19 protein-coding genes are annotated in these 21,901 nt (G+C 39.3%); 7 read left to right on the top strand and 12 right to left on the bottom strand.

The window, feature by feature from the left end; translation table 11 throughout:
• Nucleotides 1–170: 170 nt before the first annotated feature.
• Both DBR40_RS15130 and DBR40_RS15125 read right to left on the bottom strand, forming a co-directional pair.
• The gene (locus DBR40_RS15130; RefSeq protein ID WP_124560589.1) at nt 171–1,268 is read right to left on the bottom strand and encodes a vWA domain-containing protein; all 1,098 of its coding nucleotides are present in this window, start codon (nt 1,266–1,268) and stop codon (nt 171–173) included.
• A gap of 122 nt (nt 1,269–1,390) precedes the next feature.
• The gene (locus DBR40_RS15125; RefSeq protein WP_124560588.1) at nt 1,391–2,269 is read right to left on the bottom strand and encodes a carbohydrate kinase family protein; all 879 of its coding nucleotides are present in this window, start codon (nt 2,267–2,269) and stop codon (nt 1,391–1,393) included.
• Between the two features lie 94 nt (nt 2,270–2,363).
• On the opposite strand from DBR40_RS15125, the gene DBR40_RS15120 reads away from it, so the two are divergent.
• Nucleotides 2,364–2,789, top strand: a complete 426-nt coding sequence (locus DBR40_RS15120) for a YybH family protein (protein WP_124560587.1) — start codon at nt 2,364–2,366, stop codon at nt 2,787–2,789.
• An 84-nt stretch (nt 2,790–2,873) separates the two neighbouring features.
• On the opposite strand, the gene DBR40_RS15115 is transcribed toward DBR40_RS15120, so the two are convergent.
• The 6 genes from DBR40_RS15115 to hemW form a co-directional block, all read right to left on the bottom strand.
• A complete protein-coding gene (locus DBR40_RS15115; RefSeq protein ID WP_233603904.1) occupies nt 2,874–3,488 on the bottom strand; it encodes a sugar O-acetyltransferase in 615 nt (204 codons plus the stop codon).
• Nucleotides 3,489–3,582: 94 nt separating this feature from the next.
• Entirely contained in the window at nt 3,583–4,461 is an 879-nt protein-coding gene (locus DBR40_RS15110) for a cupin-like domain-containing protein (RefSeq protein WP_124560586.1), read from the bottom strand.
• Nucleotides 4,462–4,588: 127 nt separating this feature from the next.
• Nucleotides 4,589–5,416 carry a DUF3050 domain-containing protein gene (locus DBR40_RS15105; RefSeq protein ID WP_317125531.1) on the bottom strand — a complete coding sequence of 276 codons (828 nt, stop codon included), beginning with the start codon at nt 5,414–5,416 and terminating at the stop codon, nt 4,589–4,591.
• Nucleotides 5,417–5,803: 387 nt separating this feature from the next.
• The gene (locus tag DBR40_RS15100; RefSeq protein WP_124560585.1) at nt 5,804–6,355 is read right to left on the bottom strand and encodes a fasciclin domain-containing protein; all 552 of its coding nucleotides are present in this window, start codon (nt 6,353–6,355) and stop codon (nt 5,804–5,806) included.
• Nucleotides 6,356–6,596: 241 nt separating this feature from the next.
• Complete coding sequence (locus tag DBR40_RS15095; protein ID WP_124560584.1) at nt 6,597–7,379, bottom strand: SDR family oxidoreductase; 783 nt, start codon at nt 7,377–7,379, stop codon at nt 6,597–6,599.
• A gap of 104 nt (nt 7,380–7,483) precedes the next feature.
• Nucleotides 7,484–8,614, bottom strand: a complete 1,131-nt coding sequence (gene hemW, locus DBR40_RS15090; protein ID WP_124560583.1) for a radical SAM family heme chaperone HemW — start codon at nt 8,612–8,614, stop codon at nt 7,484–7,486.
• Nucleotides 8,615–8,711: 97 nt separating this feature from the next.
• Here hemW and DBR40_RS15085 point away from each other — a divergent pair, with 97 nt between their 5' ends.
• The 6 genes from DBR40_RS15085 (at nt 8,712) to gldN (ending at nt 15,366) form a co-directional block, all read left to right on the top strand.
• Nucleotides 8,712–9,689: a DUF4271 domain-containing protein gene (locus tag DBR40_RS15085; protein ID WP_124560582.1), complete on the top strand. Its 978-nt coding sequence runs from the start codon at nt 8,712–8,714 to the stop codon at nt 9,687–9,689.
• A 14-nt stretch (nt 9,690–9,703) separates the two neighbouring features.
• The gene (locus DBR40_RS15080) at nt 9,704–10,474 is read left to right on the top strand and encodes a uroporphyrinogen-III synthase (protein WP_039471348.1); all 771 of its coding nucleotides are present in this window, start codon (nt 9,704–9,706) and stop codon (nt 10,472–10,474) included.
• 226 nt (nt 10,475–10,700) lie between these two features.
• Nucleotides 10,701–12,026, top strand: a complete 1,326-nt coding sequence (locus DBR40_RS15075) for an SUMF1/EgtB/PvdO family nonheme iron enzyme (RefSeq protein WP_124560581.1) — start codon at nt 10,701–10,703, stop codon at nt 12,024–12,026.
• Between the two features lie 40 nt (nt 12,027–12,066).
• Nucleotides 12,067–12,873, top strand: a complete 807-nt coding sequence (gene gldL / locus DBR40_RS15070) for a gliding motility protein GldL (RefSeq protein WP_124560580.1) — start codon at nt 12,067–12,069, stop codon at nt 12,871–12,873.
• Between the two features lie 41 nt (nt 12,874–12,914).
• Nucleotides 12,915–14,447, top strand: coding sequence for a gliding motility protein GldM (gene gldM / locus DBR40_RS15065; RefSeq protein ID WP_124560579.1), 1,533 nt, complete (start codon nt 12,915–12,917; stop codon nt 14,445–14,447).
• 7 nt (nt 14,448–14,454) lie between these two features.
• Complete coding sequence (gene gldN / locus DBR40_RS15060) at nt 14,455–15,366, top strand: gliding motility protein GldN (RefSeq protein WP_199748355.1); 912 nt, start codon at nt 14,455–14,457, stop codon at nt 15,364–15,366.
• A 276-nt stretch (nt 15,367–15,642) separates the two neighbouring features.
• Here gldN and DBR40_RS15055 read toward each other — a convergent pair whose 3' ends face one another.
• The 4 genes from DBR40_RS15055 to DBR40_RS15040 form a co-directional block, all read right to left on the bottom strand.
• Entirely contained in the window at nt 15,643–17,013 is a 1,371-nt protein-coding gene (locus DBR40_RS15055; protein ID WP_124560577.1) for a DNA/RNA non-specific endonuclease, read from the bottom strand.
• Between the two features lie 38 nt (nt 17,014–17,051).
• Entirely contained in the window at nt 17,052–17,450 is a 399-nt protein-coding gene (locus DBR40_RS15050) for a nuclease A inhibitor family protein (protein WP_124560576.1), read from the bottom strand.
• Nucleotides 17,451–17,583: 133 nt separating this feature from the next.
• Nucleotides 17,584–19,386 (bottom strand): excinuclease ABC subunit UvrC, encoded by a 1,803-nt coding sequence (uvrC, locus tag DBR40_RS15045; protein WP_124560575.1) that lies wholly within the window; start codon nt 19,384–19,386, stop codon nt 17,584–17,586.
• Nucleotides 19,387–19,570: 184 nt separating this feature from the next.
• Entirely contained in the window at nt 19,571–21,790 is a 2,220-nt protein-coding gene (locus DBR40_RS15040) for a transglycosylase domain-containing protein (RefSeq protein WP_124560574.1), read from the bottom strand.
• Nucleotides 21,791–21,901 lie beyond the last annotated feature (111 nt).

The following is a 21,901-nucleotide window of genomic DNA, read 5'->3' as shown; positions in this document are numbered from 1 at the left end:
AATACACAAACCAATTCCATAAATCTATTCCTTTTTTATGTTTTTATGGTTGATTTAAGTAGGATTGCTATGGGTTTTATCTTTCGCCTTTTACCATCAACCTTATTGTTTAAACTTCTAATTTTAGTAAATAATCTTCCGACTCCAGACTAAAGACTTCGGACTCCAAACTATTTCACTGTTTTTCTTCTATTTTTAATGTAATCTTCAAAAATGTATTCACCTAAGCCATTTAATGAGCTGTAAAAAGCCCGGCCGCCATTTATTTCGGTAAACTGACGTACAAACTGCTGTAGGTAAGGGTCTTTGGCAATCATAAAAGTGGTAATAGGGATTCTTAAGCGCTTGCACTGCGCGGCCATATTTAATGTTTTGTTAATCACCTTTCTATCCAGACCCATGCTGTTTTTATAGTACTTGCCATTTTCTTTCAAACAGGTAGGTTTACCATCGGTAATCATGAAAATCTGTTTGTTGTGCGTTTTCCTTCTACGGAGTAAATCTGCAGCGAGTTCTAAACCGGCATAGGTATTGGTGTGGTAGGGGCCAACCTGTAAATAAGGTAAATCTTTCACGGTAATTGGCCAGGCATCATTACCAAAAACAACAATGTCCAAAGTATCTTTAGGGTATTTCGTTTTAATTAGTTCGGCCAGCGCCATGGCTACTTTTTTTGCCGGGGTAATCCGGTCTTCACCGTACAAAATCATCGAGTGCGAAATATCAATCATCAATACGGTAGAAGTTAAGGTTTTGAAATCTTTTTCTTCTACTTCCAGATCGCGGTCAGTGAGTGTAAAATCGTTAATGCCATGGTTAATTTGTGCGTTTTGAATAGAAGCAGTCATATCGATCTGATCTAAACTATCACCAAAATTATATTCTCGTCTGTCGGCATTTTTTTCTTCGCCAATGCCCGATTGGTTGCTGTTGTGGTTACCCCGACCACTTTTTTTCAGTTTCCCGAAAATTTCATCAAGGGCCGATTTGCGAATGGTTTGTTCTGTTTTGGCAGTAATTTTAAATTCTCCCGATTGGTTATCTTCGGTCAGATAGCCTTTATCTTTCAAATCATCTATAAAATTACCAACACCATAATCGTTATTGGTGAGCTTATATTGCTTATCAAGTTCATTTAACCAGCTCAAGGCCTCGGCTGCATCACCTGCGGTATAATTCAGCAGTTCGCTAAATAATTTTAGCAACTCATCAAAACCGCCTTTTGGCGTATCGCCGGGCTTATAATCAGAAAAACGAAAACCTCTCATGTGCTTTTATAAACGGATTATCGAAGATAAAAGTTTCGCTTTGTATTAATTTAAGCGGGGTGTCATATTTGAGGGGCACAGATCTTATAGCTTTTAAAACCTATAAGGTCATAAAAAAGAACTTAAAGCGCCATGTGGTAAATCTTTTTATTATAGTCGGGGTTGGCTCCAACCTGCGAAGCAACAAAGGCCCCAACTTTACAGGCGTTATCCAGCGTAGTTTCCATGGGGTAGCCTTGGAGGTAACAGGCAATAAATGTAGCCAGAAAAGCATCGCCGGCACCAACGGTATCGGCCACCTGTACCTTATAGCCTACGTGCTTAAACAACTTCCCATCCTTTAAAACACAAGCGCCTTTATCGCCTAAGGTTAGGCAGATAATATCGATATTAAATTGATTGGCCAATTGTTTCAGTAACTGTTCGTCGGTATTACCAGTTAAGCTGAAAGTATCTTTTACCCAAACAATTTCGTCTTCGTTTATTTTTAAGATATCAGCATGGTTTAACAGGTCGCCGATTAAAGTTTTTTCGTAAAAGGGATTTCTCAGGTTGATATCGAAAATCTTAGTTTTAGCATTTTCTAATAAGCCCATGATGGTTTTTTTAGAACGTTCATCACGGCAGGTTAGGCTGCAATATACCAACGCATCAGCCAGTTTTACTGCTGAAATATTGTCGTCGGTTAGTTGGATGTCATCCCAGGCAACAGGTTGCTTGATGGTGTAGGTGGCCTGGTGGTTGGCATCGAGCTGCACCACTACGGTACTGGTTGATAATTCGGTATTTACCTGAATCAGTTTTGTTGCAAAATGATTGCTGCTTAAAAAATCCAGTAATTCGCGGCCATTATCGTCGTTACCAACTGCGCTGATAAAACTGCTTGTTATATTTTGTTTATGCAGGTTAAGCGCAACATTCATACTCGAACCGCCGGCTTTCTTTCCCTCTGGAAAAACATCCCAAAGTATTTCGCCAATTGTAATTACTTTATTTTGCATAGGTGATTTTATAAAAATGTAAAGAAACAATTTTTAGCGATGGAACAAAATAATTTGTTTCCTATCTTTAAGTTTTACCCAATTATCCTAAAACATGAAAAAAATACTTTTTGCTGTACTGCTGTTAATTTCGTTAGGAAGCTTTGCCCAAAATGCAAAAGATAAGCAGGCCATACTTAATTTACTGGAGAAACAGCGTACCGATTGGAATAAAGGCGATGTAGAAGCTTTTATGGAAGGCTACGAAAAGTCTGACAGCTTGCTCTTTGTAGGTAAAAGCGGGCCAACCTATGGCTGGCAAAAAACGCTCGATAATTACAAAAAGGGTTATCCCGATAAATCAGCCATGGGGTATTTGGTATTCGGCATTAAAAAAGTAGATTTTTTAAAACCTGATTTGGCTTTTGTATTAGGTAGCTGGAATGTGAAACGCGAAAAAGATGAACTGAAAGGTTACTTTACATTACTCATTAAAAAGATAAAAGGAGAATGGAAGGTTGTTGCAGATCATAGCAGCTAATGGATGGAAGATGGACGATGTATGATGGAAGAGGGGGATGTGATTTGATTTAGGGCGATAGAATCGCCCTTCACTCATTTCTATTTATTCGCCTAGTTTAAAATCTTTGTAATAGAAATCCTTGTCGGCATCTGTTAACTGGCGGATAACCCTGCAGGGATTGCCTGCTGCAAAAACATTATCGGGGATATCTCTCGTAACAATACTGCCTGAGCCAATTACCACATTCGAACCAATTTTTACACCCGGGTTAATTACCACATTGCCGCCAATCCAAACACTATTGCCAATGGTGATTTCCTGCGCCCATTCATATTCCTGATCGCGCAAATGCGCATGTATGGGGTGCCCGGCGGTATAAATGGCTACGTTTGGCGCTATAAACACGTTGTTGCCAATACTTACTTTGGCGCAATCTAAAATCACTAGGTTAAAGTTGGCGTAAAAGTTATCACCAATTTCAATATTATAACCATAATCGCAACGGAAAGGAGGTTCTAGGTAAAACATCTTTTCTGTTTTACCGAATAATCTTTTTAGCAGTTCTTTACGCTGTTTGATGAATTTTGGGGCAAGGTTGTTAAATTCGAAAACAATTTCCCTGGCTTTTAATCTTTCTTTTGCCAGTTCTGCGTCGCCTGCCTGATAGGCTTTTCCAGCCAGCATTTTTTGTTTTTCGGTAAGTATATTGGTTTCCATCTGATTCTGAATGATAATGAAAGTTTTGAATGCTATAATAACAAAAACGGGGCTATCGTAAACGATGCCCCGCTAGATTTTAATTTTTAGTACTTTATGGTCTGCCTTTGGCTAAAGCTCTTTCAGCAATTTTAACTGCCTTTTTCTCTCTCCAATGTGCATATTTTTCTTTGAAAGTCATTTTAATTAAGCTGTCTATTGCTCCGTGGGTAAACAAGCTCCAAACGCTGGCTACTTTACGGCTAATCGATTGATCCCATGCGCGTAAGCTTAAAGAGAACGATCCGTCAACATATTTCATCCAGTGCCACATGCCCGTTGGCATAAACAAAGTATCGCCATGTTCTAAGAAAACCTCGTATCCTTCAACGCCATTTAAAGCAGGGAATTTTTTGAAATCAGGGTTAGCAACATCATAATCTTCGAGAGCATAAGTGGCGTTTGGCAGGCAATATAACCTATCTTTCCACTTGTAATCGAATAGGATAATGTGCTTTCTGCCTCCAAAATGCGTATGAAAAATATGTGGCAAATCAATATCGTAGTGCAGGAATGTTACCGAATTTGAACCGCCAAAAAACATAGCAGGCATGCTTTCAATAAAACCGCCCATTAAATCTTTAGGGATTTTAATATCATTAATCAGGCTAGGCACTTTTTTAAACAGGTTGAAAAAGAAAATTCTCAACTCCGTTGGCTCACGCTTAATCAGATCAAGGTAATCGCCAAATTTCATATGTGCAGTAGCTGCATTAATTGGTTTCGATGGGTCAGCTTTAGAGTTATCGTAAAGCGGAACTTCCAGTTCGCCGCCAATTTCTTTTAAATATTCAGTTGTCCATTTTTCTCTAGCAGGCCAATCTTTAGTAAGGCCCCTGATCACTAACGGACGTTTAGTTTTCAGGTAATTTTTCTTAAAATCTTCGGGAGTAATGCTCTCAACGATGTCAACAGGTTTTAAAATGAAACTCATGCGCTTAAAATCGGTTATTTGTGCCGAACAACAAATGTGTAAATTTTATTTTAGAAAATTGATGTCCGCAAGTAAATGTGACTAAAATCACGTAATCTAAATTAGTAAATAGTTAACAATTTAATAACTAAGCTTCCACTTTCTGTTTAACTATTTCGGTATAGGCCGCATTCCAGAGATCGATTCTTTTCTGTAGGGCTTGTTTGGTTGTATCTTCTGCCTGTTCCCAAAAAGCTTCGTCTTTTTCGCATAACTTCTCGGTCATGGATAGGGCCAAATGGCTGTGGTGGTCGCCATCTACTTCGATATGACGTTCTAAATAGTATTTAAAAATAGATACCTGATCGGGCTGGGTGCTGTTCAAATCGTTAACCATGCTAAAAAACATGTTTGGAATCAGGTCCTCGCGGCCAAAGGTAAAACTTGCAGCCTGTAAATGTGTTTGGCCGCTGTTAATGGTTTCGAATGTTGCATTAACAAAATCTCTTGCTGCAACAGGTACTTCGGCAATTTCGAAAGCTTCATCAAAACTTTTACCGTTTTGTAATGCGCTTATAAAAGTGTTTATAGGTTTAGTATTGGCGCCACATTGTTCCATGGCATCTAAATAAAGCTCGAAATGACTTTTGATATGGCCATCAGCATCTACATCCGATTCTTCGCCAGCTACAATTTCATTAATCAACTGCCTGGTAACCGGATCGCCAACCGGAAACCATGGTAAGATTGTACAAGTTAAATTAATTTGTAAAGCTTTAAGCAGCGACATAAAATCCCAGACAGCAAAAATGTGGTGCTCCATAAAAATCTGCAGCTCTTCGAGCTCGCTTATGGCAGTGTACACTTTATGATTAATTATTTCCTGCCTTAAAGGCTCAATTTTTTCTTGTATTTTTATAATGTTTGGATGCATATGTGAATTGGTGTCCGGAGTTTTGAGTTTAAAGCTCATCATCCTGGTTTAGTCTTTTACTTTATTCTTTCTTTACTCTACTTAAAGCCTGCAAATTTACGCTGTAAGGTTAAGTTATACAAGCTTTTGCTGTAACCAGCCAGCGTTTTTTGGCAGAGCCCAGTCATATTTTAGCCATAATTTTCACACGTTAAATAGCGGTACTAACAAAACATAGCCTACATATTATCAAAACCAGGTGGGGTATAAAAAAACGCGCTTACTGTTATGCAAGAACGTTAGTTTAAAAATCACACAGCGTGTGAAACATCTTAATAAGGATACCTTTGGATTTAAACGATATACGTTAAATAAAGTAATGGTTTTTATACCAAAAACGATCTGACCGTGGCCAGATCGTTTTATGCTGATCATAAGGATTTATAAATATTATTTAGGCATTAAAACAGCGTCAACTACGTGGATAACACCATTTTTTTGATAAACATCGGCAATCGTTACTGTGCTCATACCGCCTTTTTCGTCTTTTAAAACCAATTTCTTGTTTTCCATCCATGCCCAAAGTTTACCACCCTGAACTGTTGTAAGCTCTGCTTTGCCTCCACCTGCTTTAATTGCTTTTGCAATGGCTTTACTATCCATTTTACTTGCAACAACGTGGTAAGTTAAAATGCTGGTAAGTGTTGCTTTGTTTTCTGGTTTTACTAAAGTTTCTACCGTTCCGGCAGGAAGTTTGTCAAACGCTGCATTTGTTGGGGCAAAAACAGTAAAAGGGCCAGCGCTTTTTAAAGTCTCTACCAAGCCAGCTGCTTTAACCGCTGCAACCAAGGTAGTGTGGTCTTTTGAATTCACCGCATTATCTACAATATCTTTAGTTGGGTACATTGCTGCTCCACCAACCATCGGATTTTTTTGAGCGTAAACCTGTGTTGTAAAAGCCATTGTAATAACGGCAAATACTGATAAGATTAAGTTTTTCATTATTTCTATTTTTTAAGTTTCTGTTGTTTGATTCCATTTACGTTGGCTTGCAGATACTTGGTTTTTAGAAATGAAAATAAAAGTTTAATCAATTGATTTTGAGTTGTTTAAAATTATTCTTTTAAGGGTTGAAGCGTTGTTTAAAAACCCAGTTACCTATAGAATTCATAAAGGTTGCACAGCCTAGAGAAACTTTTATGAAGACCTTAGCCAATCTTAAGCCTTATCGTTAATGCTATTCTTAATTTACTTTAGCTGTCTTTATTTTCTTTGAAAAAAACTTAGGGAAAAAGCGCTTTAATAATACGGCCTTCGTCTCTTTACCTCCAATGTAAACCTCTTCTTTTTTATTGGTAATGGCCTTTACAATCTGTACAGCACAATCAACAGGGCTCATCGCGTTTTCATGCGCATCGCCCATTTTATTCAAGGGTTGTCCATCAGCAGTAAGCGCATTGTAAGTAACCTGCGTTTTGATAAAGCCAGGGCAGATAATCGTAATATCGATGTTCTGATCATAAACTTCCGACCGGAGCGAATCGAAATAGCCATGCAACGCGTGTTTTGATGCAGCATAGGCAGACCGCAGTTTTGTGCCGAATTTACCAACCAGGCTACTGATAATCACAATTTGTCCGCCGCCATTAGCGATCATTAAAGGTAAAACTGCCTTACTCAGAACAACGGTTCCCCAAAAATTGGTGCTCATAATCTGTTGCTCGGTTTGAAGGCTCGTTTCTAAAGCTAAACTCCGCTGACTAACGCCTCCGCTGTTGATAAGCAGATCTATTTTTCCGAAAATGCGGATAGCATCTCCAGCTTTATTTTCCAGTGTTTCAGTTTCATTCAAATCGAAGGGCAACACGTGCACGTTAAAAGAATTTTGACAGTTTCCTTTTACGCGGAACAACTCATCACGGTTTCTGCCAGAGATAATCAGTTTATTGCCAGCTTTAAAATATTCGTAAGCCAGGGCTTCTCCAATACCGGATGAGGCACCCGTAATCCATACAATTTTCGACATATATTTTTAATTAATGAATGATCAAGTTATTGAATTAGAGATTGATTTACTGGTTGATAGGGTAATGTTTAGCATTCAATCATTCAAAATTTGGTCATTCTCTCTTAATTTTCTACTATAAATAATTCCGAAGCAATGTGGTCGGCAAAGAGCTTCCCTGTTTCAGTTAATCGGATTTTATCACCCTCTATAATCAGCCAATCTTTATCCTCGAAATTTTTAAGGTTGTATTTAGTTTCTTCTAAAAAAACTTTCCCAAAATCGGTACTTATTTTTTCGAGGTCTGTTCCCCACATGGTCCTTAATGAGGTCATCATGTATTCATTAAACCTATCGTTCAGGCTAAGTTCTTCTATTATTTCGGGAAGTTTGTTAGCGGCCAGAGTTTCAATAAACAAAGCATTGTTTGCAGGGTTCATGTAGCGGTTTTGTCCGTCAAAACCATGGGCCGAGGGGCCAATACCAATATAATCAACTCCTCTCCAGTAATTGGTGTTGTGCACCGCATAGTGGCCGGGTTTTGCAAAATTCGAAATCTCGTAATGTTCAAATCCGGCTTCAACCAGTTTTTCCATTAAAATTACAAATTGGGCAGCACTTTGGTTATCGCTTACGGGTGCCTGCTTTTTGTTTTTAATGGCGTGCGCCAAAGCAGTTCTTGGCTCAACGGTTAAGGCATAGGCAGAAATATGTGGAACTTCTAATTCAATTGCTTTTTGGATGTTGCTGGTCCATTTCTGGTCGGTTAAGAGCGGATAACCATAAATCAAATCGAGCGTTAGGTTTTCAAATCCTGCATCCTGGCTTCTCCTGATACAATCTTCAGCTTCCATGGCTTTGTGCGCACGATTCATCCAGATGAGATCTTCATCGAAAAACGATTGTATGCCTACACTAAAGCGGTTAACTGGCAGCTGTTTCAGTTCTTTTAGCTTCTGGCTGGTTAAATCATCGGGATTGGTTTCGATAGTGATTTCTGCACTAACATCAACCGAAAAAGTATGGTTAATGGTGTCAAAAATCTTTTGAAGTGCCTGTTGTGATAGGATAGAAGGCGTTCCTCCACCCAAATAAATGCTGCCTACCTGTCCGCTAATCCGATCCTTTTTTATTTTAATTTCCTTACAAATTGCTTCCACCATTTCATCGGCATACTTTAATGAAGTGCTGAAATGAAAGTCGCAATAGTGACAGGCCTTTTTACAAAAGGGAATATGAATATAGATACCAGACATTGCTGCAAAGATACAGCATATTCTAAATCCATTTATTTTCTTTAGGTAAACAATGATTATTCGACTACTTTTGCATTCTTAAGTTTTGATTTACAGCATGCCGAGATTCATTTTCATTTTGTTCGCGTTTTTATGTTCTGCAAATTTTCTTGCAGCGCAGCAAATTCCCTTGCAAACAGATAGCGCAGTTGTAGTTCCGGTTCAATATAAACGATACCGACCCGATTCAGCAACGCTGGCCAGGCAGAAATTTGTAACCGATTCAATTATGCGCCATACATGGGTACTGGCCGATAGTCAGATCAATAAAAATGCGCTGTTGGATACTATTGAGCGAGAATACCTTTCTACAAAGTTAGATTTACTGGCCTGGCAAAAAAAATACCAGCATTTAAAGAAAAAGGTAAACCCTTATCAACTCGGGACAAAAATACCTAAGGGAAATTTGGGCTTGCTGGGCTTTATTTTTGGCATGCTTATCATTTTTGCCGTTTTAAAAAATGCATTCTATAAGCAGTTATCTGCAATTGTTCAATCGTTTTTTAGCAACCGGATTTTAAATAACATCAATAAAGAAGATAACCTGTTCAGTTCGTGGCCATTTTTGCTGCTTTTTGTACAGTTTGGCTTTGTTTTTGGCATGTTCTTTTTTCTGGTAGCCCAGTGGAACGACATGTATCAGGCTAAAGATGGTTTTAAGTTTTTCTTCAGTATATCCATTACCATTATTGTTTTTTATGCATTGAAACTAATTATTCTGCGCTTTCTGGGGTATCTGTTTAATGTACAGAAGCCTGTAGGCGAATATATCTCCATTTTATACCTCAGTTATTTCAATGCATCGCTACTTTTTATCCCGCTGGTAATCGCATTTGCCCTTACGCCACTTAAATACGGCGAAGTGTATATTGGATTGGCATTCTTACTGTTAGGCATTATTTTTGCATTCCAACTGCTAAGGGCGGGTATAACGATACTTTCTAATAATAAGTTTTCTAGAATGCATTTAATTTTGTACTTTTGCGCCCTCGAAATATGTCCTATCCTAATACTAATTAAAACGATAGGGCTGTAGCAGGAAAAAGGAAAATGCAAGAAAAGAACGACTCTAGAATCCGCAAAGTAAAAAGTATTTTGGTTACTTTACCAAAACCTGAAACTGAAAAATCTCCTTATTACGATTTGGCTAAAAAGCACAACCTAAAAGTCGATTTTAGGTCATTCATCCATGTTGAAGGCGTACCCGCAAGAGACTTTAGGAAGGATAAAGTTAACCTGGCTGATTTTACTGCGGTTATTTTTACCAGCCGCAATGCAGCAGATCATTTTTTTAGAATTTGCGAAGAAATGCGTTACGAAGTGCCGGCAGAATTAAAATATTTCTGTCTTTCTGAAACCATTGCGTTATATCTTCAAAAGTATATTCAGTACAGAAAACGTAAGATCTTTTTTGGTAAGCAAACTGCTGCTGATTTAGCCGAAGTGCTTAAAAAACATGCAAACGAGAAGTTTTTGTACCCTTGTTCTGATGTAGCAACTGAGGATACGATGAAGTTTTTGGAGAAAAGTGGCTATAATTTCACTCCTGCTGTTCTGTTTAGAACTGTGGTTAGTGATTTGTCTGACCTGGCCGAGGTATTTTACGATGTAATCGCCTTTTTTAGCCCGTCAAGTATTCAGTCGTTGTTTAAAAATTTCCCAGATTTTAAGCAGAATAATACCCGTATCGCAGCCTTCGGAACCAACACCAGTAAAGCCTGTACGGATATGGATCTCATTGTAGATATTGCCGCACCAACTCCAGGTGTGCCATCTATGACTATGGCTATTGAGAACTATATCAAAATATCTAATAAATAATACGTTTAATAATTTATTTTAAGTCAATACAATAAATGCGTAACTTTGCTGTTATTAAGAGAGTTACGCATTTTTTGTGCAATAAGAATTAGGTGCGGGTAAACTGTTAATCTAACTTTAATTGCCTTAGCGCAATGATTTAATGTAAAATATTTGCTTTTGTTGATAATTTCAGTGATTTTTGATAAAATTGCTCCCTTATCGTGCTTTGCACACTATAAAAAATATGAAGAAAATTTACCTTCTAACTATTGTAGGTATATCATTAATGTTAGCGAGTTGTGGTCATGGTGGCCAGGGCGAACTGGTTGGTGCTTATAACCGGAAATTTAAAAACGATAGAATCCCGCTAGGAATGGTATATATCCCACCAGGGCATACCGTACTTGGCGCAGCGGATGAGGATATCACATTTTCTCAGAACTTGCCAGGTAGAATGACCACTATTAGTGCATTCTATATGGATCAGACCGAAATCTCCAATGCAGAATATCGCCAGTTTACCAATTGGGTACGCGATTCGATTGCGATTGCCATGATGGGTAACCCACAACAGTTTATGATGACACCGAGGGGAAATGCAGCTGCAGCCGTTGGTGGAGATAGATTTATCGACTGGAGAAAGGTTGGACCGAATGGTGCCAATATATGGAAAAACAGGGGAAGAGGTGGCGCAGGAGCACAAGCGAGCCAGTTGGATGGTATGTACTATTCAGGTTTAGATGCACTTCCGGGAAGGAAAGAATTTGATGTGCGTAAGTTTGAGTACACCTACGCAGAGTTAAATATGGAGAAAGCTGCTTTAGGCCACAAAGATCCAAACAGCAAACGTCAGGATTATATAGACCGTTTTACCGTTGCCATTTATCCTGATACCATGGTTTGGAAAACAGACTACTCTTACTCACAGAATGATCCAATGGTTCGTGGTTATTACAATCACCCTTCGTATGATGATTATCCGGTTGTAGGTGTAAGCTGGGAGCAGGCAAAAGCTTTCTCTCACTGGAGAACCAAATTGTATGATGGCGTAGCTACAGCCCGTAAATTGCCAGTAGGATCGCGCTCTGATTACAGATTACCAGCTGAAACTGAATTTGAATATGCGGCAAGAGGTGGTAACACCAAAACCAAATACCCTTGGGGTGGTCCGTATATCAGAAATACAAAAGGATGTTTACAAGCCAACTTTAAACCAGGCCGTGGCGATTACTCGAGCGATGGTGGTATTTATACTGTAGGTGTAAGATCTTATTTTCCTAACGATTATGGTCTTTACAACATGGCCGGAAACGTATCAGAATGGACCATTACCGCGTACAACAAAGGCGCTAGCCCATTATTGCACGATTTGAACCCTAACTTTACTTACGATGCAGGTGCTACCGACAGCAAATACAAAAAACGCAAAGTAGTAAAAGGTGGTTCGTGGAAAGATACAGGTTACTTTTTACAGAATGCCGTAGCAACATACGAATATCAGGATACCCAGAGATCATATATCGGTTTCAGATGCGTTTCATCTTACCCGGGTACCGACTTAAGACGTTAAACCAAACAAACTAAAAACTAAAGAAAAACATCAAAATTTTATGGCAGCAAAAAAACAACCAGGCTGGTTACACGTAGCGATTTCATGGGGAGCAAGTATTGTAATTATTGGAGCGTTATTTAAAATATTACACATTGGTGGAATATTTGGAAACTATATGATCGGTATTGGTCTTGGGGTTGAATCAATTCTATTCTTTTTAACCGGTTTCTTTCCGCCAGAACCAGAACCAGCATGGGAAAGAGTTTATCCAGAATTAAGATCTGATTTCGCTGGTGAATTGCCAAAAGCTTCAGCCAGACCAGTAGCTGCAGTAGGATCATCAAACACTGCTGCTTTAGATAAAATGTTATCTGATGCTAAAATTGGCCCTGAATTGATTGAAAGCTTAGGAACAGGCTTGCGTACATTTGGCGATAAAGTTGCCACCATTTCAAATGTTGCTGACGCTTCTACTGCTACCAACGAATTTACCGGTAAAATTAAAACTGCATCAGCGGGATTCGATAACTTAAGTGCATCTTTCGAAAAAGCTACCGCTAACTTAAAAGCCATGGGAGAAAGTAATGTTGATTCGCAAGCTTATCACGATCAGGTAAATAATTTAGCTAAAAACTTGTCGGCATTAAACGCAGTGTACGAACTTGAATTACAAGATTCGAGCGCGCATTTAAAATCGATGAATAAATTCTATTCGAACTTATCATTAACCATGCAGAACTTTAACGAATCGATGGAAGATTCGAAACAGTTTAAAGAAGAGGTGAACAAGTTAGCTAAAAACTTATCATCGCTTAATGCAATTTATGGCAATATGTTATCGGCTATGAACAGCCCACGTGTATAATTTGTTTAGTTTTTAATTTTTAAAGAAAAGCTACATCAAACATGGCAGGCGGAAAAGAAACAACAAGGCAGCGGATGATCAATATCATGTATTTGGTATTGTTAGCTATGCTTGCCTTAAACGTATCAGATACCATTTTAGATGCATTCAAAAATATCAATGATAGTTTGGATACCTCTAAAAATAACGTAAATACCAGCATTAACCAGTTATTTTCTGCTTTCGAAAATTCGAAATTGAAAGAAGAGCCAGCCCGTGCACAGCCTATTTATGAAAAGGCACAACAAGCTAAGGCAGCGGCCGATGAATTAAATAACTACATAGAAGGTATTAAAAAACAGTTTACACAAGCAGGCGATGGAATTGATCCGGAAACCGGCGACCTGGTAAACAGATCGAATCAGGATATTGCACAAAATATCATGATCAATAAAAAAGAGGCTGATAAATTGAAGGATAAGATTAACGCTACACGCGAGAAATTAATCTCTTTATTAGATCCTGCAGACAGAGCTGGTGTTGCTTTCTCTCTTGAAGCTAAAGATCCTGTAAGAAAAAGAAAAGGAAACTGGCAGGAAACCTACTTTGGTGAAGGTACCCCATTAACTGCTGCAATGACGATTTTAACCAAACTGCAAACAGATACTAAAAACGCTGAAGCAGAGGTTGTGAAAAAATTGTTCGGAAATATGGATAAAGCACAAGTAAACTTGGATCAGTTTGCGGCAGTTGCAGTAGCTCCTACCTCTTACGTAATTCAAGGCCAGCCCTATACTGCCGAAGTATTTTTAACAGCAAGCGATTCGAGATCAACTCCTGATATTACGGTTAACGGAAGTAAATTATCAGTTAAAGAGGGTAAAGGTACTTACACCGGCGGAACAAGCAGTGTAGGTCAGTTTACCTGGGTAGGTACTATCCGTGTTCGTCAAACTGATGGACAAGTAAAAGAATACAAAACGCAACCACAAACCTATCAGGTGGCAAAACCATCAGCATCTGTTACTTCTACCAAATTGAATGTAATTTATGCAGGTATTCCGAATCCATTTACGGTATCGGCGGCAGGTTTCCCGCTAGAAAGTATTAAAGCTTCTATTTCGGGTGGTTCAATGTCGGGTGGTAACGGAAACTTTAATGTTAACGTTCCGGGTAGCCTGGTTGGTTCAGAAGTATCAATCAACGTATCTGCAAATAATGCTGGTAAAACAGTTAGTTTAGGTGCTCAGAAATTCAGGGTTAAAGGTATTCCAACTCCTGTAGCTAAAGTTGGCGGCCGTGCAGGTGGAGATGTTGCTTCAGTACAATTGAAAAGCGAGACCGAGATTGAGGCGGATTTAGATGATTTCCCTTTTGATGTTAAGTTTAAAATACAGCGTTATAAAGTAACCATTATTAAACCACGTTCAGATGCGGTTACTATTGCCGGAAGTGGTGGCAGTTTTGCAGGTGCCGTAAAAGGTGCTATTAACTCGGTTACTCCAGGTACAAGAGTATTTTTTGAAGATATTGTTTCTATCGGTCCTGATGGCCGTCAGAAAATTTTACCTTCATTAGCATTTAGTGTTAAATAAGAAGAAGATGAAAAGGATTTTAAGTATTGCTATTTTAGTGTTGTTAACCACGTTTGCTTTTGCACAAAAAAAGCCAACTAAATTAGCACCTAAAAAGCCTGCGCCCGTGGCGGCTGCTCCTGTAGTAGATACGGTGAAAGCTCCTGTTAAAACAGTTAAAAAGAAACTTAAGGTTCCACCTAAGGACGGCTTCTATGCCCGTAAGGACATTGATAGTACCGAAATGGTACCTTTAGCAGATGTGAGAGAAGAAGATGTGTTTTATGCAAAGCGTATCTGGAGAGAAATTGATTTGCGTGATACTGTTAACTCTGCATTAAGATCACCAAAATCGAGGTTAATTGATGTTTTGGTTTCTGCTATTAAAACGGGAGAATTAACAGCTTATTCGCCGATTGATAGCGCCCTGAATGAGGATGATGCATTTAACAACCCTATGACTCCTGATTCGGCTGCAAAATCGGCTTTAGGAACAGCAGAGGTATCAAACAATAAAACAGGTACAGTTACAACGGTAGTGAACGATTTTAATCCCGAACTATTCTTAAAATTCAGAATTAAGGAAGATTGGATTTTTGATACCAAACGTTCTATTTTCGAACCACGTATTGTAGGTATAGCACCTTTAAAATTCAATGAGGTTTCTAAACAATGGCAACCTGTATTCTGGGTGTATTACACAGAAGCAAGAGAGCTTTTAACCAAGAAACGTTTAATTAACACCAATAATGATGCTTCTAACTTAAGTTTCGACGATTTCTTTATCCGTCGTTTATTTAGCAGCTATATTGTTAAGGAATCAAATCCTGGTGATAATAAAATCAGAGATATTATAACAGACCCAAGAGAAAGACTTTACGAATCTGAACGGATTAAAAAATCGGTTCTGGATTACGAACAAGGTCTTTGGGAATACTAATCTTATAAAAGCTCCGATGAAAATCGGAGCTTTTATGTTTGTGATGTGTGCCTTTCTCCTCAGCGTCAATTAGAGCGAAGTGCAACGTAGTCGAGAAATCTGTCACGAGATAGATCTCCCCATTCCACTGCCTTCTAGTCGAGATAACGACGCTTTTATTAACGATAGGGAACAGTAATGAGGCCGAGACGACTAGGATACACAAATTATATAAAGAACAAAAGCGGTAACCCAAACTGATGGATTACCGCTTTTATTGAAATAATTAAGCCTTATCTACTGATTGTCAGTAACTGCTTCTATTACATTTTGCACAGCTGTAGGTACATTTGATAAAATATCATAACCTGTTGCAGATTCTACTGCATTAACGGTAGTGCGATAAGTTTTCCAGTTGGTATTTAAACCGTTTGTATTTGGCATATTTACCGTAATAACCCTTGTTGCTGAAGTAACGCGACTTAAATCGTTATTGCCATTAGGAAGTACTACAATTACTTTCCAGGTGTTAGACGGAACGTTTATCCGACCATTATCAATGGTATAGGTAATGCCGCCGTTACTTCCGGTACCGCCCGAACCATAAGAGCCACAAATAACATAAACTTCGTTACCAGCCGTTACCAGTGAACGGGTGTAATTTTCAAGATCAGCCCATGGCCCCTGATTATTATTAGGTGCCTGTGGCATCATATTACTCATCAAAAAGGTAGACGAGTTTGCTGCAACTGATGCAGTTCTATCAGCCGAAGGACAGTTGTGTCCGCGGTCAAAACCTGACCCCGAATAGCTGCTGTTTGATACCTGGTACCAACCTGTGGGTAAAGTATTGTCTGCTCTGAAATCATCCTGACGAGGCGTTGAACCTAAATCAGATGAACCGATATGCCAGCTTACCCAGTTTGGAGTACCTCTGCTTTTGCTATAAGAGCTGCTGTAATAAGTACGCTCCATCAGGTAATTTTCAGGATAAGAAGTACTGGCAACAGCATTGCTTGGGTTACCCATTAGAAGGTGGCTATTATCGCCGGGCGTAGTTGGAGGCGTGGTTGTTCCATCTCCGGTAGAGATGCTGAAATCATCAATATTGATGCGTGCAGTACCACCACTTATTTTACGGATCTGGAAACGTACATTTCCGGAAATAGCAGTGTTAAAGGTTGCGGTTGATAATGTTGTGGCGCTACTGGTTATGGTGCTACCCGATTGTTGCCAGCTCGAACCACTGTTGGTAGAGTACCAGAGCTGCCAGGTACTATTGGCATCGGTACCGTATTTGGCATGGGCAATGGTTACCACATCAGCTCCGTTTACATCAAAATTCATGCTCAGGATACCTGTGTTACGGATGCGTACCGATTGACTACCGTTTTTTGCGTCAGCAGCAAGGTTACCGATTAAGGCATCATCAAGACTCCAGCTGCCGCTGCTTAAAGTAACCGATGCTACAGCATAGCTGCCTTTTGCTCCCGTCTCAAAATTTTCGGGGAAACCAGCCACTATGGTCTGGGTACCCGCCGTAGCTGCTTTGCTGTTTAGTTTCTGTTCAAAAAGGTTTGTTTCTGGTTGTGGCTGGTTTTCTTTTTTACAGGCAGCCAGACCAAGGCATAGCACTGCCAGTAAGCTTAATTTTTTTAATGCTTTCATGTTTAGTTTGGGATTATTTAATGGATGGGATTAATTTCTCAGGTTTCGACCGCAAATGTTTCGATTAAGATACAAGTGCCATCAGCTAAATAGCCGGTTATGAGTACAGGTATTCTGCTTGCTCCCTCTACTCTGATTACCTGTAGGTTGGAAAGGTTTTGCTTTAAAGTCGAATAAAATGCTTCTATTTTACGAGCATTTTCTACCGTAGGTGCATCAGCTGCATCTACCTTTGAAGTAAGATGGTTAAAAAATGCAGCGTGTTCCACCTGTTTTAAGTTTTGTGGGACTGAATGGTATTCTGCTGCAATTTTTTGCAATAGTTCTGCAGGAGTAATTTTGCCCCAGTTGGCCGCTTTAAAAGGGCTTTCTGATTCGGTAAAGTACAATACGCCCAATAAGAGTTTGGTAATTGTTGCCAGGATGCTGTTATTCATGTAAAATAGGGATAGATGTTTACTTGTATTAACACCCCTAATTTATTGAGAAAATATTTAAGCTATGCGCAATTCAGATTAATTTAGTGTTAATATTTTTACGTTATTGTCTTTCATCTTTTACAAGATGAATTTACGCTTCTTTAAAGTGTGCCAATAAGGTTTGCACTTGTTTTTTGTTCAGCACTTCGGCCAGTTGCTTTTCGGTAGCCTCTTTAATCTTTTTAACCGATTTAAAATGTGTAAGCAATTTATCAGCGGTGGTTTTGCCAATGCCTTCAATCTGCTCGAGTTCGGTTTTTAACGTTCCCTGATCGCGTTTTTTGCGGTGGAAAGTAATACCAAAACGGTGGGCTTCATCACGCAGCTGCTGAATCACTTTTAAGGTTTCCGATTTTTTATCCAGATATAGCGGATATGAATCGCCGGGATAGAATAATTCTTCCAGGCGTTTGGCAATACCAATTACAGTTACCCGGTTTTCGATGCCCAACAGTTTTAAACTCTTCACAGCCGATGATAGCTGGCCTTTACCGCCATCAATAATGATGAGTTGGGGCAAAGTTTGGTTTTCATCCAACATGCGCCTGTAGCGACGGAAAACAGCTTCTTCCATAGTAGCGAAATCGTTTGGCCCTTCCACCGTTTTTACATTAAAGTGCCGGTAGTCTTTTTTGGATGGTTTGGCATCTTTAAATACTACAATGGCCGAAACCGGATATTTCCCTTGAAAGTTGGAGTTATCAAAACACTCGATATGTTTGGGCAACTGCGTTAAACGCAAGTCCTTTTGCATGGTTGTTAAAATTCGGTCGGTACGTAAATCGGGGTTTAGCTTTTCGTATTGGTTTAGTTTTTCTTTTTTAAAGAAGAGGACGTTCTTTTGCGAAAGTTCTAAAAGCTTTTTCTTCTCGCCCAGTTTAGGTACAGTAAAACGCAGGCTTTCATCTTCAAGTGAAGGTTCAAATGGAACAATAATTTCTTTCGAGGTGCTGTTAAATTTGCTCCTGAAATCAAGCATAGCGAGCGTCATAATTTCATCGTCGCTCTCATCCAGTTGCTTTTTAACCTCAATCGTTTGCGTTTGGATAATGGTTCCATTCATCACCTTCAGGTAGTTCACAAAAGCGTAGCGTTCATCCGATGCAATACTCACCACATCCACATTGGTAATGGCGCTGTTTACTACAGTTGATTTGCTCTGGTATTTCTCTAAAACCTCTAATCTGCGAGCATATTGATGCGCCAGCTCAAAGTTTAAATCCTCTGCGGCCGATTTTATTGTCGATTTTACATCGCGGATTACATTGCCAATCTTCCCGTTTAGAATCTCCTTTATTTCAGCAATGTTTTTATCGTAATCGCTTTCCGTTTGATAGGCCTGACAAGGGCCTTTGCAATTGCCAATCTGATATTCGAGGCAAACTTTAAATTTCCCTTCGGCAATATTTTTATCATTTAAAGGCAAACTGCAGGTACGTAAAGCATAGGTTTCCTTAATAAGGTCCAGTATGGTGTGCATCATGCCTATTGAACCGTAGGGGCCAAAATAGGTCGATCCATCTTTAATTACTTTCCTTGTCCAGTAAATGCGGGGGTAGTTTTCATTTTTAATAATAATCCATGGATAAGTTTTATCATCCTTTAAATTAATATTGAATTTGGGCTGATGCTTTTTAATTAAGCTGTTTTCAAGTAACCAGGCATCAATCTCGGTATCAACAATGGTAAAGGTAATTTTGCGGATCTTCGAAACCAACACTCTGGTTTTTCCATTAAATTGGTTCCTGTCGCTATTAAAATAAGAACCTACCCGGTTACGCAGATCTTTTGCCTTGCCAATGTACATTAACTTGCCATCTGCATCCCAATATTGGTACACACCCGGCTTATGTGGTATAGCGGTTAATGCTGTTTTATGGTCGAAACTGCTCATTAATTACAAAAATAAGATTCAAAAGGAAAATCCTTACGTAAACGGGTATGATTTATGTTGTTTAAAAGAATTTGGGCGTGCCCCTAAGCTACGCAAATGGTCAGGTACAATCTTTTGTTGCCCTCCGCTACGCTCCATGTACAAAAGGATTTTTACTGCTATCCTTCACACAAACCCTAGTGTATTAAAACCCTAACTTCTTGTCAAGCTCTGTTGTGCCTTCTTCCTGTTGTTGGTATTGGTTACAATCGTAAGTGATCGATACGCCGCTTTTTGGTGCTTCAAAATCTGCCCGTCCAATTTTTAATGCCGGATTAGCATATACCCTTTTAATGAAGCCGGCAAAAATAGGCAAAGCAGTATTGGCGCCCTCGCCCTGACTGGTGCTGATGAAGTGGAAAGCCCTGTCTTCGCAGCCGGTCCATATACCAGTTACCAGTTGTGGGGTAATGGCCATAAACCAACCATCTGAGTTATTTTGGGTAGTACCGGTTTTTGCGCCGATAGGTGCATTTACCCCATATTTATAACTTAATCTCGATCCTGTTCCGTTAGCTACGACACCTTTAAGCATCCTGGTCATTACATAAGCTACTTCTTCGCTCATAATCGGTTTTGGTATTTCTTTTTGAGAAAACAGCACCACCCCATTTTTATCTTCGATCCTTAACAGGTAAATAGGCTTGGTGTAAGTACCTTTATTGGCGAAGGCACCGTAAGCGCCAACCATATTGTAAATCGACGAATCAAAAGTACCTAAACAAATAGATGGGAATGCGGGAACATTTGGAATGCCCATTTTAGTAGCCAGCGTAGATACGGCAACCGGACCTACCTGTTTCATTAAATAAGCAGTAACGTAGTTTTGCGAATAGGCGAGGGCCTTTTGTAAGGTAATGCTGCCTTCTAAAGGTTTTCCCGAGTTTCTAGGTGTCCACGGATCGCCATAACCTTCTATGGTAACCGGAACGTTTGGCACAGTATAACAAGGAGAATAGCCGTTTTCGATGGCTACCGCATAAGTAAATGGCTTAGCAGTTGAGCCTACCTGACGAGTACCCATTTTCACCTGGTCGTATTTAAAATGTTCGTAGTTTATACCGCCAACCCAGGCTTTTACGTGCCCGTTTGTTGGGTCCATGGTCATCATGGCGTTACGTAACAACATTTTGTAATAACGTACCGAGTCTATTGGCTTCATTACGGTATCGATATTACCTTTCCAGGTAAAAATGGTCATCTCCGTTTTGGTATTAAAATCTTCGGTAATCTCTTCGTCCGATTTTCCTTCCAGTTTTAAAGATTTGTAACGGTCTGATCTTTTAATTCCCTGTTCAATCTGCAAAGTTTTATCTTTAAACGGATTGCGGCCTTTCCAGCTTGCAATAAACTGTGCCTGCAAAATCTTCATGTATTCTTTTTGCGCTTCTTCTGCATATACCTGCATATCATAATTCAATGTGGTATAAATTTTCAGTCCGTCGCGGTCTAAGTCATAAGGTGTACCATCTGGTTTGGTAATCGATTGCTCCTGAAAAATAGTTTTAATATCGTTTTTAAGTACCGTGCGGAAATAAGGCGCAATACCATCGTTTACGGTTGCAGCATTGAAATGAAGGTTTAAAGGTTTGTCTTTTTGTGCTTCAAATTCCTCTTGGGTTAACAGATCCGATTTTACCATCATGGCCATTACCGTATTTCTGCGATCGCGCGAGCGTTCCGGGTGGCGCGTAGGCGAGTACATGGTAATCCCTTTTTGCATCCCCACTAAAGTAGCGGCTTCGGTTAAGGTCAATTTATCGGGTGTAGTGTTAAAATAAACCCGTGCAGCCGATTTGATACCGTAAGCCTGGTTACCAAAATCAACCGTGTTTAAATACATGGTAATAATTTCTTCTTTGGTGTAGTTCCGCTCTAATTTTACCGCAACAATCCATTCTTTAAATTTGGTGAGTACCAGTGAGAAGAAATTAAGGTTCGATTCGCGGGGGAAAAGATTTTTAGCCAATTGCTGGGTAATGGTACTGGCACCTTGTTTTTTGCCAATTAAATTGTACCCAATAATACTGAAAGTACGTTTAAAGTCAATACCTGAGTGCTCTTTAAAGCGGGTATCTTCGGTCGCAATTAATCCGTTAATTACATTTTCTGAAATTTCTTTATACGTAACATTCGATCTGTTCTGAACAAAATAGGTTCCGATGGGGCGACCATCTTCAGCAATAATTTCCGAAGCCTGATTGCTTTTCGGATGTTCAATATCCCTGAAAGAAGGCAATGCACCAAAAAGGCCAAAACCAATCATGGAGATGAAAATAGCAAAGAGGGCTATTCCACCAACCAATAATTTCCAGATGATTAAACTGTATCTTTTTGTTTCTTGTGCAGAAAGGGATTTATTCATTTTATTGTTGTTTTCCAAAACCACCACAAAAGGAGGTTTGGATGCAAATTTATTAATTTTTTATAGAATCAAATTTAAGCTTTGAACTTTGGCGATTCTACTACCTCAGAC

Source organism: Pedobacter sp. KBW01, from assembly GCF_003852395.1.
GTDB lineage: Bacteria > Bacteroidota > Bacteroidia > Sphingobacteriales > Sphingobacteriaceae > Pedobacter.
The sequence above is the reverse complement of the archived record's forward strand: the minus strand, read 5'-3'. Positions and strand labels throughout refer to the sequence as shown.

What these genes read in the sequence shown, in the direction of transcription:
- gldL (WP_124560580.1), top strand. Translation starts at nt 12,067, where the DNA reads ATGGCAGCAAAAAAACAACCAGGCTGGTTACACGTAGCGATTTCATGG.
- DBR40_RS15115 (WP_233603904.1), bottom strand. Translation starts at nt 3,488, where the DNA reads ATGGAAACCAATATACTTACCGAAAAACAAAAAATGCTGGCTGGAAAA.
- DBR40_RS15120 (WP_124560587.1), top strand. Translation starts at nt 2,364, where the DNA reads ATGAAAAAAATACTTTTTGCTGTACTGCTGTTAATTTCGTTAGGAAGC.
- DBR40_RS15125 (WP_124560588.1), bottom strand. Translation starts at nt 2,269, where the DNA reads ATGCAAAATAAAGTAATTACAATTGGCGAAATACTTTGGGATGTTTTT.
- DBR40_RS15110 (WP_124560586.1), bottom strand. Translation starts at nt 4,461, where the DNA reads ATGAGTTTCATTTTAAAACCTGTTGACATCGTTGAGAGCATTACTCCC.
- DBR40_RS15130 (WP_124560589.1), bottom strand. Translation starts at nt 1,268, where the DNA reads ATGAGAGGTTTTCGTTTTTCTGATTATAAGCCCGGCGATACGCCAAAA.
- DBR40_RS15075 (WP_124560581.1), top strand. Translation starts at nt 10,701, where the DNA reads ATGAAGAAAATTTACCTTCTAACTATTGTAGGTATATCATTAATGTTA.
- uvrC (WP_124560575.1), bottom strand. Translation starts at nt 19,386, where the DNA reads ATGAGCAGTTTCGACCATAAAACAGCATTAACCGCTATACCACATAAG.
- DBR40_RS15105 (WP_317125531.1), bottom strand. Translation starts at nt 5,416, where the DNA reads ATGATGAGCTTTAAACTCAAAACTCCGGACACCAATTCACATATGCAT.
- DBR40_RS15085 (WP_124560582.1), top strand. Translation starts at nt 8,712, where the DNA reads ATGCCGAGATTCATTTTCATTTTGTTCGCGTTTTTATGTTCTGCAAAT.
- DBR40_RS15080 (WP_039471348.1), top strand. Translation starts at nt 9,704, where the DNA reads ATGCAAGAAAAGAACGACTCTAGAATCCGCAAAGTAAAAAGTATTTTG.
- DBR40_RS15040 (WP_124560574.1), bottom strand. Translation starts at nt 21,790, where the DNA reads ATGAATAAATCCCTTTCTGCACAAGAAACAAAAAGATACAGTTTAATC.
- DBR40_RS15055 (WP_124560577.1), bottom strand. Translation starts at nt 17,013, where the DNA reads ATGAAAGCATTAAAAAAATTAAGCTTACTGGCAGTGCTATGCCTTGGT.
- hemW (WP_124560583.1), bottom strand. Translation starts at nt 8,614, where the DNA reads ATGTCTGGTATCTATATTCATATTCCCTTTTGTAAAAAGGCCTGTCAC.
- DBR40_RS15095 (WP_124560584.1), bottom strand. Translation starts at nt 7,379, where the DNA reads ATGTCGAAAATTGTATGGATTACGGGTGCCTCATCCGGTATTGGAGAA.
- gldM (WP_124560579.1), top strand. Translation starts at nt 12,915, where the DNA reads ATGGCAGGCGGAAAAGAAACAACAAGGCAGCGGATGATCAATATCATG.
- DBR40_RS15050 (WP_124560576.1), bottom strand. Translation starts at nt 17,450, where the DNA reads ATGAATAACAGCATCCTGGCAACAATTACCAAACTCTTATTGGGCGTA.
- gldN (WP_199748355.1), top strand. Translation starts at nt 14,455, where the DNA reads ATGAAAAGGATTTTAAGTATTGCTATTTTAGTGTTGTTAACCACGTTT.
- DBR40_RS15100 (WP_124560585.1), bottom strand. Translation starts at nt 6,355, where the DNA reads ATGAAAAACTTAATCTTATCAGTATTTGCCGTTATTACAATGGCTTTT.